15 protein-coding genes and 2 pseudogenes are annotated in these 12,377 nt (G+C 65.2%); 5 read left to right on the top strand and 12 right to left on the bottom strand.

Going from position 1 to position 12,377, the window contains the following annotated elements; all coding sequences use genetic code 11:
• Positions 1-176: pseudogene (locus AC2VOG_RS09370) on the bottom strand (OsmC family protein); the annotation flags it as partial.
• 103 nt (positions 177-279) lie between these two features.
• Between AC2VOG_RS09370 and AC2VOG_RS09365 the strand changes: the two are divergent.
• On the top strand, positions 280-633 hold the full coding sequence (locus AC2VOG_RS09365) for a hypothetical protein (RefSeq protein ID WP_046283854.1): 354 nt from the start codon (positions 280-282) through the stop codon (positions 631-633).
• A gap of 284 nt (positions 634-917) precedes the next feature.
• Here AC2VOG_RS09365 and AC2VOG_RS09360 read toward each other — a convergent pair whose 3' ends face one another.
• On the bottom strand, positions 918-2,126 hold the full coding sequence (locus AC2VOG_RS09360; protein ID WP_486939631.1) for an acetyltransferase: 1,209 nt from the start codon (positions 2,124-2,126) through the stop codon (positions 918-920).
• A 51-nt stretch (positions 2,127-2,177) separates the two neighbouring features.
• On the opposite strand from AC2VOG_RS09360, the gene arr reads away from it, so the two are divergent.
• Positions 2,178-2,588, top strand: a complete 411-nt coding sequence (arr, locus tag AC2VOG_RS09355; protein WP_486939630.1) for an NAD(+)--rifampin ADP-ribosyltransferase — start codon at positions 2,178-2,180, stop codon at positions 2,586-2,588.
• Here the strand turns inward: arr and AC2VOG_RS09350 are convergent.
• The 9 genes from AC2VOG_RS09350 to ychF all read right to left on the bottom strand — a co-directional run bounded on the left by AC2VOG_RS09350 (position 2,525) and on the right by ychF (position 7,786).
• The gene (locus tag AC2VOG_RS09350; RefSeq protein ID WP_486939629.1) at positions 2,525-2,836 is read right to left on the bottom strand and encodes a hypothetical protein; all 312 of its coding nucleotides are present in this window, start codon (positions 2,834-2,836) and stop codon (positions 2,525-2,527) included. The genes arr and AC2VOG_RS09350 overlap by 64 nt on opposite strands.
• Positions 2,837-2,974: 138 nt before the next feature.
• Positions 2,975-3,409: an EVE domain-containing protein gene (locus AC2VOG_RS09345; RefSeq protein ID WP_486939628.1), complete on the bottom strand. Its 435-nt coding sequence runs from the start codon at positions 3,407-3,409 to the stop codon at positions 2,975-2,977.
• Between the two features lie 206 nt (positions 3,410-3,615).
• The gene (locus tag AC2VOG_RS09340; protein WP_486939627.1) at positions 3,616-3,936 is read right to left on the bottom strand and encodes a HigA family addiction module antitoxin; all 321 of its coding nucleotides are present in this window, start codon (positions 3,934-3,936) and stop codon (positions 3,616-3,618) included.
• The gene (locus AC2VOG_RS09335; protein ID WP_486939626.1) at positions 3,911-4,192 is read right to left on the bottom strand and encodes a type II toxin-antitoxin system RelE/ParE family toxin; all 282 of its coding nucleotides are present in this window, start codon (positions 4,190-4,192) and stop codon (positions 3,911-3,913) included. Before AC2VOG_RS09335 ends, AC2VOG_RS09340 begins: the two co-directional genes overlap by 26 nt.
• A 66-nt stretch (positions 4,193-4,258) precedes the next feature.
• A complete protein-coding gene (locus AC2VOG_RS09330; RefSeq protein WP_486939625.1) occupies positions 4,259-4,522 on the bottom strand; it encodes a type II toxin-antitoxin system RelE family toxin in 264 nt (87 codons plus the stop codon).
• Positions 4,519-4,803, bottom strand: a complete 285-nt coding sequence (locus tag AC2VOG_RS09325) for a type II toxin-antitoxin system Phd/YefM family antitoxin (protein WP_047317649.1) — start codon at positions 4,801-4,803, stop codon at positions 4,519-4,521. The genes AC2VOG_RS09330 and AC2VOG_RS09325 overlap by 4 nt, the downstream gene beginning before the upstream one ends.
• Before the next feature lie 257 nt (positions 4,804-5,060).
• Entirely contained in the window at positions 5,061-6,068 is a 1,008-nt protein-coding gene (locus tag AC2VOG_RS09320) for an alpha/beta fold hydrolase (protein ID WP_486939624.1), read from the bottom strand.
• Positions 6,069-6,219: 151 nt separating this feature from the next.
• Positions 6,220-6,585, bottom strand: a complete 366-nt coding sequence (locus tag AC2VOG_RS09315) for a zinc ribbon domain-containing protein YjdM (RefSeq protein ID WP_486939623.1) — start codon at positions 6,583-6,585, stop codon at positions 6,220-6,222.
• A 127-nt stretch (positions 6,586-6,712) separates the two neighbouring features.
• Positions 6,713-7,786, bottom strand: coding sequence for a redox-regulated ATPase YchF (ychF, locus tag AC2VOG_RS09310; RefSeq protein ID WP_486939622.1), 1,074 nt, complete (start codon positions 7,784-7,786; stop codon positions 6,713-6,715).
• A 71-nt stretch (positions 7,787-7,857) separates the two neighbouring features.
• Here ychF and AC2VOG_RS09305 point away from each other — a divergent pair, with 71 nt between their 5' ends.
• Entirely contained in the window at positions 7,858-9,027 is a 1,170-nt protein-coding gene (locus AC2VOG_RS09305) for a DUF6542 domain-containing protein (protein ID WP_486939621.1), read from the top strand.
• A 353-nt stretch (positions 9,028-9,380) separates the two neighbouring features.
• Positions 9,381-11,111: a SulP family inorganic anion transporter gene (locus AC2VOG_RS09300; protein WP_486939620.1), complete on the top strand. Its 1,731-nt coding sequence runs from the start codon at positions 9,381-9,383 to the stop codon at positions 11,109-11,111.
• 63 nt (positions 11,112-11,174) lie between these two features.
• Here the strand turns inward: AC2VOG_RS09300 and AC2VOG_RS09295 are convergent, their stop codons facing one another.
• The gene (locus AC2VOG_RS09295) at positions 11,175-12,191 is read right to left on the bottom strand and encodes a 4-hydroxy-3-methylbut-2-enyl diphosphate reductase (RefSeq protein WP_486939619.1); all 1,017 of its coding nucleotides are present in this window, start codon (positions 12,189-12,191) and stop codon (positions 11,175-11,177) included.
• Between the two features lie 95 nt (positions 12,192-12,286).
• On the opposite strand from AC2VOG_RS09295, the pseudogene AC2VOG_RS09290 reads away from it, so the two are divergent.
• Positions 12,287-12,377 (top strand): annotated as a pseudogene (locus AC2VOG_RS09290) (lipid droplet-associated protein); the annotation flags it as partial.

The raw sequence follows: 12,377 nt of genomic DNA, 5'->3' as shown, positions 1-12,377 counted from the left end.
AGCGACGGCGGCTCGTCGACCTCGACGCTGTAGCGGCCCATAGTGACCGTGCTGGCGACCGCGTCGTGTGCGACGGCGGAGGCGCGGAAGACGACTTGGGAGCCGGCCGGGTCGGCGGCGGCCGGGTCACGGGTGGCGGCCACGACGGCAGCCAGGCGGGTGGTCGATGAGGTCATGTCGGTAAGGGTAAAGACTCCGCCAGAAGGGGCCTCAGGGGCCGGGCTGTGAGTACCTCGGATCGAATACCATTTGCCGCCGCCAGCGGCTAGCCTGTGCGACGTGGAGGTACTACGGCACGTAATAGTTCTGCTGCACATCGTCGGATTCGCGGTGACCTTCGGGGCCTTGATCGCCGAAGCCGCGGCACGGCGCTTCCAGCTCACCCCGGTGATGGACTACGGCGTGGTGCTGTCGCTGCTGACCGGACTCGCGCTGGCCGCCCCCTGGCCGGCCGGTGTGGTGCTGAACTACCCCAAGATCGAGATCAAGCTGGTGATCCTGATCGCCCTCGGTGCCGTGCTGGGCATCGGCCGGGCCCGGCAGCGCAAGTCAGGAGGGGAAGCCCCTCGCCCGCTGTTCTACGCCGCGGGCGCCCTGGCCCTGACGGCCGCGGGGCTCGCCGTCATCTGGTAGTCGTCACGTCTTGGCTATCGAATCTTTCTGATCCGAAACGGGCTACGCCGAGTTCGACTCGGCAGCGTTCGCCGTGCCTGTAGAACGAAGCCCGGCACGGTGTTCACCAAGTCCGAGCGACTTCAGGCTTTGGACAGATTCGCCCGTACCTCGGCCAGCGGCAGCGTCGTCATGTACAGAATTCTAGCGCGAATGCAGGATAGGCGGCACCTCAGCTGCCGAATTTCGTGCGAGCCGCCTCGGTTAAATGAACCTTGTGCAGCCCTCGGGGCGCGGTAGGCACGCTAGCCGCGGCCAGCCTCGTCGGCCTCGCGGATCAGCCCGACCAGCGTCGGAACCAACGCCACGACCTGGTCGTAGTGGTCGCGCCAGTCCACCTGGGCGAGGCCGAGATAGTCCTGCCCGGCAAGCTCCAGCAGAACACGATCTTGTCCCGTCAATCGCGGTGCGACTCGTTGCGCGGCAACGTCCTTGGCCACAATCTGCCCGGTCTCGATGGTGACCAGGATGCGCGCCAAGGTCAGTAGGAAGAACCGCTCCTCGCCGGCTGGGTCGTTCATGAGGTCGGGCAGCAACGCGAGCTGGGCGTGCCGGAGTAGCTCGGGCGGCACCGGAGCGACGAGAGCTTCGAGCGGTTGGCCGCGTAGCACCCGATGCGCGCTCTGGGCGGTAGCCAGCAGCACGACCACATCGGGGTCGGAAATCGGGGGCGGGACATGACCGTCCAGCAGCTCCGCGCGCAGCCATTCGCCGAATTGAAAGTCGCGGCGGGGCTTCTGCGGCAACGGATCAACGTCGGCCACGACCAGGCTGGTCAGTTCTAGGGGCCGACGGTCGGCGACCTCGGGGAACTGGGCAGCGTGCCCGCGCCATCCGGACGCACTCAGCAGCTCGGAGACCAGCGACGCCCGTTCCGACTCCGAGAGCGACGTGCGGGTGAGAACCAGCAGATCGACGTCGCTGTCCGGCCGCAGCCCGCCGGTTGCCGCCGAACCGTAGAGGTAGGCGCCGACCGGCTCGCCCGGCCGGTTCTCGTTCAGATAACTCAGGACCGGTGTGAGCAGTGCCTCCATGTGCAGCAACGGGTATGGCCGACCGGCGTCGTCACGCTCCCTGCGGCCCGTGACGACGAAACCGCGCCGAACGTAGAACCCGACCGCCTGCTCGTTCTGCTCGTTGACGTCGACCAAGCGGATCTGCTGCTCGGCCATCGCGTGTTCGAGAAGTGCGGTACCGACTCCGTGGCCACGAGCATCGGCGTGGACGAACAACATCTCCAGCTGCTCCCCCGCCGTTCCGGCGAAACCCACCGGCTCACCGTCGATCTCAGCGACTGTGACACGAACCCCGGGAAAGTACTTGCCCGCCAGCTGGCTTTCGATCGCCGCGCGGTCGGCTTCTGCCAGAAAGTCGTGCGTCGCGGCGACGGCGCTGCGCCAGATCGCCACCAGCCGGGGATATTCGGCCGAGCCGACGCAGTCACGAATCCGCACCGCGGCCAGGTTACCGGTTAAGGGCCTCCACGCGTCCCTACCCTGTAACCGATGGACGCGATCGAGGAAGCGGGCCCGTTCTTTCACGGCACCAAAGCTCAACTGGTGGTTGGTGACCTGCTCAGCGCGGGCTTCCGGTCCAACTACCGGCCCGAGATCGTGATGAACCACATCTACTTCACCGCGCTGGTCAGCGGTGCCGGGCTGGCGGCCGAGCTCGCCGCCGGCGACGGGGAACCGCGGGTGTACCGCGTCGAACCGACCGGGGAATTCGAGAACGACCCCAACGTCACCGACAAGAAGTTCCCCGGCAATCCGACCCGCTCATATCGCAGCAGTGCACCGCTTGTCGTTGTCGAAGAGATCCTTGATTGGCCGCGACTGACGCCCGAGGCACTTCAGGAGTGGCGTGATCGGCTGGCCGCGCTGCGCGCTGACGGGCTCGACGAGATCATCAACTGAGCGACGCTCCCGAAGACGCCGCTTCCGGCAACTACCCGCTGAAGAACGGCGGCACCGCCGGCTGCCACTGCCCGGTACGGGACGATGGCGCGCTCGATGGACAGTCGCACGATGTCGATCAGCCCAGCCACCTGGCGGCGCTTGGCACGAAGCTTCACCAGGTAGCGGCCTCCGATGCACGCCGCAGCCACCACCACAAAAATCCAGAGCAGCGCCGCCACCAGATAGATCACCTCAACCACCGACATGAGGACGAGCCTCCCCCATGGTCGTCGCGGTGAGGTCACCGCCGAGACACACGTCGGCGACTTCTCCGGCATCAACCACTGGTTAAAACGACTTCGCAACAGTCCCTACACGTTGAACCGCAACTCCACCACGTCCCGTTACCGATCAACGTCACCGACATAAACAGCCTCCGAGCCCTCGTCCACCAATGCCCAGATCGCCGCACTCTGCTCAGACGACAGAGAGAAGCAGCCGAAGCGCACGCGGTTCACCGGAAATTGGTCGCGAATGCGGCTGAGCGGCAGTGGGCTGATCTCCCGCAGGGAGGCGGCCAACCGAAAACCACCCGGAATCGCGGCGCTCGGTTCGGGAGCTTCACCGGTTATCTTTCCGACGATGGCGATCGCGCGGAAGGGCTCGCCGTCAGGAAAGGCCGTCTTCGGTGAGTAGATGAAGATGCCGTCGCCGATCTTCATGCGGGCCAATGGAGCGCGCTTGCCATGGTTCGCCATGACGAACCCGTCCCGGAGCCCACGTCGTGCGTGGTCGCGGGAAGCGACGATCACCCAGGTAGTTCGCTCGTCATGGCCCATAGGCAAACAGTACGAGTCGACACCGCCAGCTAGACGTTGAATCTGAACTCCACCGGATCCCGACGCCGATAAACGGCAGATTACGCAGGCGGCATCATGACCGGATACCGCACGAAGCGAATGCCCGTGAAAGTCGGACCGGCGCTCCTCCGCACCACATCTCGCACGAGACTCCATTGACCCGCAAGACTTTCCGTGATCAACAGCTACGCACTCTCTAGAGGCGTAATGGCCTCGACCTGGTCCATCAGCGCACGACGCTCGGTCCGGAGTTCGTAGTGCGACTGAAGGTTCATCCAGAACTCCTCTGACGTTCCGAAGTACCGCGCCAGACGGATCGCCGTGTCGGCCGTGATTCCACGCTTGCCGTGCACGATCTCGTTGATCCGACGCGGCGGCACACCGATGGACACGGCCAGCTTGTTCTGGGTGATCCCAAAGCCCTCGATGAAGTCCTCCATCAGGATCTCCCCCGGATGGATCGGCTCGATCCGATCATTCTCAGCGGTAGTCGACGAGTTCGACATCTTCTGCACCCCCTTCACTCCAGACAAAGCAGATTCGCCATTGGGCGTTGACGCGGATGCTGTGCTGCCCGCGCCGACCACCGACCAACCGCCCCAGGCGATTGCCCGGCGGAACTCGAAGATCCCTGATGACCCTGGCCGCATGGATCAGTTCGAGCTTCCGCAACGTTGCCCGCTGGATCGTCCGGTCCACACCCTTGACGTACCGCTCCTGCCAGATCCGCTCGGTGTCCTTGTCGCCGAACGACCTGATCACGAGACGATCGTATAACGCATCTCGTCAATAACGTTATACGTTAAACCGAAACTCCACCACGTTCCGTCACCGATAAACATCACGACGATGCCGTACGTCGATACCCCGGACAACGACGACGTCCTCATGGATCTCGTAGACAACCCGAAACTCGCCGCGCCGCGCCGACCAGCGATCAGCCAACTCGTCGCGCAGGCGCTTGCCGACCCTCTGCGGGTTCTCGGCAAGCGGACCGCGAATGAACTCCCAACAAGCCGCGGCGACCACCTCGGGAAGCTCCTCGCACAAACTTCGCCGGGCGCGCCGAGTCAGCTCGACCCGGTACGTCATGAAGTGATGATGCCCCTCGCACGGAGTTCGGCCTCCACCTCGTTAAGCGGGTAGACGCGGCCGGCCGCGATATCGGCGTCCGCCTCGCGAATGGCCTCCATCGCTTCTCGATCACCCAGAATCTCGAGCGTCTCTATGAGTGAGTCGTAGTCGTCGGCGCTGATCAGCACGGCGGCGCGGCGCCCGTTCTTGGTGACCTCCACCCGCTGATGCGTGCGCACGGCCTCATCCACCAATTTGGACAGGTTGGCCCGCACCTCAGCGAGCGGCAGCGTAGTCATGTACAGAATTCTAGCGCGGCGGAAGACGGGCGCGGTGACGCTAGGCGAATGAACGAGGGCACGCATCGAGAATCGCGGGTCAGGGGCCACGATCGACTGCGCCGACCCAGTTCGGATGCCAACATTCTGAGGACCGCTCCTCGGAATCGAGCCCTCGGACGAGGGCGACGAGGGCGTAGTTCTGGGCAGTCTGGCGCTGCCCGTCTCCCCCCGTTCGGCGCGTTCAGACCATCGGTCATGACGCCAGACCCCGCGGGTCAGGTTGCGCTGCGGACGTCGCTCAACGCGCGCAGCAACTCCTCATCCGGATCCGCCACCGCTGGGTCGGCCGCTCCGTCGGTGAGCAGCCGACGCCACCGTTCCAGGTCGAAATCCAGCGGCACCGTGCTGGTGATGAAGTCGTCGACGAGGTCGGCGAACCGCAGCGGGTCGTCACGGAACGGGAAATGACCGGAATCGACGAAGGTTTCCAACCGCGAATGCGGCATAGCGGCGTGTGCGAGCTTGGCGTGCGAATACGGCAGCACCAGATCGTGGGTGCCCCAGACGATCATGATCGGGAGCCGTTCGGTGAGATAACTGCGGTCGAGCATGGTGACCATCTGCCCGCGCCAATCCACCACGGCGCGCAGCGTCCGCACGAACGCCGCCCGCTTGTTCGGCGAACTCAAATCACCTAGCACCCGCAGGATCTCGGGCAGATCGACCAGAAGCGCCGGCAGGTTCACCTTGTCGATCTGACCCCGAACCATCCGAAGCGCTGTCTCAAATCCTGGCACTGAAAGTGCGGCCAGCGCCTGCGGTGCGGCCGGCAGCGACGCCAGCCGCAGCGCGGGGTTGACCTCACGCTTCACACCGCCGGCGGCCACCAACACCAGCCGCTCAACCATCTGTGGGTACTGGTAGCAGAACTGCATCGCCACCCCGCCGCCCAAGGAGTGCCCGATGACCGTCACCCGGTCAAAATTCAAGACCGACAGCAGATCTCGCATGCCGTTGGCGAACGCGGCGACGGAATAGTCAGCGCGCGGCTGATCCGAGAGCCCGTGACCGAGGAGATCCGGGGCGATCACCGTGTACTTCTGCGCCAGCAGCGGGATCAGCGGCTTCCAGGTCGACGAATTGTCTCCAATCCCGTGGATCAACAGCAGCGGCGGCCCGTCCCCAGCCACCCGATACGCTCGGAGATATCCGTGCACGGTTCGGTATTCGACTCGGGCCGGATCATCCGAAACCGTCCGTAATCGCGGCTTATGCGCAACCATCGGGTGCTCCCTCTGTCGGCAGTTACCGCCAGCTAACCGCCTACCGGCCCGCTGCGCACCCGATGTTTCAATGATTTAACGCGCGACCTGCGCCACCCGCCATGACAACCTCACCGTCGACGAGGGCCGGCGATTCCGTGGAACAGACGGTTCAGACGACCTTCTTGACCACGCTCGACTTGAGCTGCATACGGCCCAGACCGGGCACATTCGCGTCGATATCGTGATCGCCGACGCCATCAGAGATGAGCCGGATCCCACGGACCTTCGTGCCAGCTTTGATGACAGAACCACCGCCGCCTTTGACCTTCACCGTCGTCGCGACAATCACGGTGTCTCCGTCGGCAAGGACATTGCCGACCGAGTCCTTGACGGCGACCTCCGCGTACGCCGAGTCGGCATCGGACGCCTCATCGGGGGACCATTCGTGGCCGCACATCGGGCACACCAGCAGTGCCCCCTGCTCGTAGCTGAACGCCTCACCGCAAGCCGGGCACGGCGGCAACTGATCTGCCACTTCGGTGGCCTCCTTGCTTGCCTGTTCGCCGTGGCCAATGTTGACCGGGATAGAAACTAGCAGTTCAAGGCCATCGCATGCCCGTCCGCAACGTCACCGGTCACGACGTTCAGACATGTCGGCAGTCTTAGACGTTAAACCGGAACTCCACCACGTCCCCGTCGGCCATGACGTAGTCCTTGCCCTCCATGCGCACCTTGCCGGCGGCCTTGGCGGCGGCCATCGACCCGGCCTCGACCAGGTCGTCGTAGGAGACCACCTCGGCCTTGATGAAGCCCTTCTCGAAGTCGGTGTGGATCACCCCGGCCGCCTTGGGCGCGGTGTCGCCCTGATGGATGGTCCAGGCCCGCGCCTCCTTGGGCCCGGCGGTCAGGTAGGTCTGCAACTTCAGGGTGTGAAAACCGGCTCGCGCCAAGGCATCCAGGCCGCGCTCACTCTGCCCGATCGACTCCAGCAGCTCCATCGCCGACTCGTCGTCGAGCTCGGCAAGCTCGGCTTCGATCTTGGCGTCGAGGAAGACCGCGTCGGCCGGGGCCACCAGCTCGCGCAGCGCAGCGACCCGCGCCGCATCGGTGAGCACCGACTCGTCGGCGTTGAACACGTACAGGAACGGCTTGGTGGTGAGCAGGTTCAGCTCGCGCAGCGGCGCGGTGTCCACGCCGGCGGCGAACAGCGTCTTGCCGGTGTCGAGGATCGTCGCGGCGGCCACCGCGGCCTCGTGCATGGGCTTGCGGTCCTTGTTGTTGCGGGCTTCCTTCTCCAGCCGCGGGACCGCCTTCTCCAGGGTCTGCATGTCGGCCAGGATCAGCTCGGTGGCGATCACCTCGATGTCGGCCTCGGGGTCCACCTTGCCGTCCACGTGCACCACGTCGTCGTCGGCGAAGACCCGCACCACCTGACAGATCGCGTCGCACTCGCGGATGTTGGCCAGGAACTTGTTGCCCAGGCCGGCGCCCTCCGAGGCGCCCTTGACGATGCCGGCGATGTCGACGAACGTCACCGGCGCCGGCAGGATCCGCTCGGAGCCGAAGATCTCGGCCAGCTTGACCAGCCGGGGGTCGGGCAGCGGCACCACACCCTCGTTCGGCTCGATCGTCGCGAACGGGTAGTTGGCGGCCAACACATCGTTGTGCGTCAGCGCGTTGAACAGGGTCGACTTACCGACGTTGGGCAACCCCACGATTCCCAGACTCAGGCTCACGGGAAGCCAAGTCTAAGGCCCGGGGCGTGCCGCCGTGCGCCCCCGCCGCCGTCAGCCGGTACCGTCAGTGTGTGGCAGTAGCGCGGGAGAAGTCGGCAGTGGCCGCTGACCACCGTTCGATTTTGCCGAACATCGCCGGATTGCCGTGGTGGAGTGCCGTGGCCGTGGCGGTGGTCGCGACCGCGATCGGGGTGGCGTTCGACGCCGGCTCCGGAGACAAAGAACTGACCATCGTCTTCTCCGCGCTCTATGCGATGGGCTGTATCGCCGCGGTGCTCATGGTGCAGCAATCGGCCGTGTTCACCACGGTGGTCCAACCCCCGCTGATCCTGTTCGTCAGCGTGCCCAGCGCGTACTGGCTGCTGCGCGGCGGCGGATTCCCCGGCCTCAAGGCCATCGTCATCAACTGCGGCTATCCCCTGATCGAACGATTCCCGCTGATGCTGTTCACCGCCGCGGCGGTGCTGCTGATCGGAATGGTCCGTTGGTACCTCGGGATGCTGGGCGGAACCGCAAAACGCGAAACCGCGGACGACGCCACTCCGAAGCGGGCCACCCTCAGCGACCGGGTGGGTGCCATGCTCACCTCGGCCCTCACCCGCAACCCCGCGCACGCCATCGAGAAGCCGGCTTCCCGCGAGGGGCGCCCGGGTCAGCGTCCCCGTCGCGCCACCGCGGAATCCCGTCGGGCCGCGCGCGCGGGTTCTGGGTCTCGATCACGGACCCGCTCCACCGAGCGCCGCGGCGCGACCAACGGCTCGGCGCCGACACGTTCGCGGCACGTTCGGCCGGACATGGACGCCCGCGCCGCAGACCAACCGCGCCCGCGTCGCCGCCCGGCAGCCGACGGCCGCGACCAACCAATGCAGCAACGGCGCCGCCCGGCTCCGGAGGCGCATGACGAGCGTCAACCCCGCCGGCGCCCGGCACCCGACTGGCAAGACGAGCCGCGGCGGCGTCCGCGCCCGCCCCAGGACCCATTGCGCTCAGGCGATCCGCTCTCGAGGGCGAACCGGGATCCGCATCCACGCAGCTACCGCCCGACCGAAGCCTCCGAGTCGATGCCCCGGCGCCGACCGGCGCCGACGGGCGCCGACGGGCGCGGCAATGGAACCGGCACTCGGCACCCCGTTTCCCAGGTGCGCTACCGCGGGTCAGGAGCCGACGAGGCCGACGCGGCGCCCCGCGCCCGCTCGCGTCCACCGCGCGACGAAGTCGACTCCTGGGAGTTCGACGTCTAGCCAAGCCGGCTCGCACCGCGCTCGACACTTAGCCTCGATCCACCGACGAAACAGGGGTCTCCGAGGTGCTGAATCAACCCAAATTTGCTACCGAGCTGGGATGAGTTATCGATACCAGGTGAAACTGGGCCGATGCAGCTAACCGTATCGGCCTGACGGTTTGGCGTTTACCACAGCGCGGATTTTTTGGTGGCTGCGGCTCAATTGGCGCATTCCGCTGTAACGACTACCATGCGATTTGTCCGTCCCACCCCCGTATTTCCGTCCTCCCGGCATGAAGTCGGAGTGATGCGGCACGAATTTCGGCAGCGCTTTACCCCAGTGTTTTAAGCCGGTGCCGAGAGAGCTGATCCATGAAACAGATCGTGACCGTTCCGACCGAAAAGCCGCGCAATGGCCTGGCCGGTCTCAAGCACTGGCGCTATGACCTCCGGTCAGGTTTCACCGTGGCCATGGTCTCGCTGCCGTTCTCGATGGGAATCGCGATCACCTCGGGCGCGCCGCCGATCTGCGGGATCGTGTCGGCGATCATTGCGGGTTTTGTCCTGCCGTTTTTAGGCGGCTCGTATGTGACCATCAGCGGCCCGGCGGCGGGATTGGCGCCGGTCCTGTTCGCCGGCATGATCACGCTGGGACAGATCCGCCTGGGCGAGGGCGCCTCGGAATCGGAGTTGCTTGCGGTCGGATATCCCCTGGTTCTGGTTGCCATCGCCCTGGCGGGCGGGGTGCAGTTGATCCTTGCCAGGTTGAAGGTGGCCCGTCTGAGCGCCATCTTCCCGGCTGCGGCCATTCAGGGCATGCTGGCCGCGATCGGCCTGATGATCATCGCCAAGCAGATCCCGCTGTTTATGGGTGTGCCGTTCGAGGGCCGCGAATTCTGGGCGATCTTAGCCGAAGTTCCCCGCCACCTCGGGTCGATGAACCTTCAGGTCTTCATCCTGGGGATCGGTTGCCTGGCGGGGCTTTTCGTGCTGACAGCGATGCCAGGGCGACTGCTGAAGGTGATGCCGCCACCGGTCTGGGTGTTCTTCGTCGGCACACTCGCCAGCGTATTCATCCTGAAGCTGGACGAGCCCTACCTGATCAACGTCCCCAGTTCGGTCATGGACGGGGTTGTCATGCCTCAGTTCGGAACGGTGTTCGCCCATCCCGAACTATGGCTGACGCTGGCCTACCTGGTCATCACCCTGGTCTTGATCGACGGGGCCGAGTCCCTGGCCACGATCGCGGCCGTGGACAGAATCGATCCCTTTCGCCGCCGCTCCGACCCGGATCGGACCCTGCAGGCCATGGGCGCGTCCAACGTCGCCTCCAGCGCGCTCGGTGGATTGACCATCATCCCCGGCATGATCAAGAGCACCGCCAATATTCTGGGCGGTGGCCGGACCCAGTGGGCAAACTTTTACAACGCCTGTTTCCTGCTGATGTTCGTGCTGCTGTTCAGCAACCTGATCAACATGGTCCCTTTGACCGTGCTGGCCGCCGTCCTGGTGTTCATCGGCTACAAACTGTGCAAGCCCGCGGTTTGGCTCAATGTTGCACGGGTCGGGACGGAGCAGTTCATCATCTTCGCGATCACCTTGCTCGTGACGTTGACGACGGACCTGCTCATCGGCCTTCTGGCCGGCGTCGCCGTGAAATTGGCGCTGAATCTGTGGTTGGAGAGTCTTTGGCACACGCTGCGCAACCGCTCGGATTCCGCCAATCCGAGTCTTGCCAGGCGCTTGCTCAGTCTCTTCCGCAATCCGGTGTCGCAAAGGGATTTCGATGAGGGTGCCTACCACCTGTACCTGGATGGTTCCCTGGTGTGTTTCAACCTGTTCCACGTAATTCGGGAGTTAGGGCAGTTTCCGCCGGATACACAGACGGTGCAACTGCACTTGAGCCGGCGCGTGCCCCTCGTCGATCACACGACGAGTGAGACCCTTCGATATTTCCTGGAGGAGTTCAGCGGCCAGGACGACAGTCCGACGCTGGTGATCGAGGGATGGGACCACATGCGGCCCCTCTCCAATCACGAGACAAGTACGCGGATCGCCCTGGCCAACCTCGACGCGTTAGAGAGCCCCAAAACAACGGATTGACGGCTGACATTCTTCACTGAGCAGCCATCAAGCGCCCGGCTGACGGCGCGCCTGGGATCGACGCTAGCGCCGATCCGGCCGGATCTCGCGGGGCAAGGCGAACACCAAGGTCTCGTTGGCGGTGGCCACCGGGAACACCGTGCCATAGCCGTGCTCGGCAAGCCGCTCCAGCACTCCGCGGACCAGGATCTCCGGCACCGACGCACCCGAGGTGACGCCGATGGTCTGTACCTCGCATGCTTCGGGAGCCAGCCACGCCGGGTCGATGTCGTCGGCGTAGTCCACCAGGTGGGCCGCGCCGGCACCGGCACCCAGCGCCACCTCGACCAGCCGGCAGGAGTTCGAGGAGTTCCGCGAGCCCACCACGATCACCAGCTCGCACTCCGGGGCCATCGCCTTGACCGCGGTCTGGCGGTTCTGAGTGGCGTAGCAGATGTCGTCGCTGGGCGGATCCTGCAGGTTCGGGAACCGTTCACGCAGCTTGAACACTGTCTGCATCGTCTCGTCCACGCTGAGCGTGGTCTGCGACAGCCACACGATCTTGTTCTCGTCGCGGACGGTCACCGCGGCTACAGCATCTAAGCCGTCAACCAACTGCACGTCGTTGGGGGCCTCGCCGATGATCCCGACAACCTCTTCGTGGCCGGCGTGGCCGATCAGCAGGATGTCGTAGCCATCGCGAGCGAATCGCTTGGCTTCGTTGTGCACCTTGGTCACCAGCGGACAGGTCGCGTCGATCACCCGCAGACCGCGGTCGGCGGCAGACTCATGCACGGTCGGGGCCACACCGTGCGCGGAGAACACCACCATGGCGCCTTCGGGCACCTGATCGGTCTCGTCCACGAAGACCGCACCCTTGTTCGTCAGGGTGTCCACCACATGCTTGTTGTGCACGATCTCGTGGCGCACGTACACCGGGGCACCATGCTTCTCCAGGGCCCGTTCGACGGTCTCTACTGCCCGGTCCACGCCCGCGCAGTAGCCGCGTGGCTCCGCCAGCAGCACCCGCTTGCCGGCGGGGGCGCCGCTCGCCCGCGCGGCTGAACGGTAGGCGATCTCCACGTCGACGGTTTGGGGCATGGCAACCAGCGTACGGTCTGCCGATATGAGACCGCCAGCTCGCGTCATGCCGGTCAATACTTGGAGATGACCGGCAGGTAAGGCAGGCTGGGGCCATGGCAACTGCACCCTTTGGAGTCCGGCTTCTGGTCGGCGCGGCCACCGTCGCGGTCGAGGAGACCCTGAAGCTGCCGCAAACCATCCTGA

Source organism: Mycobacterium sp. TH-M11, assembly GCF_057473725.1.
This window is presented reverse-complemented; position numbering and strand designations above follow the sequence as displayed.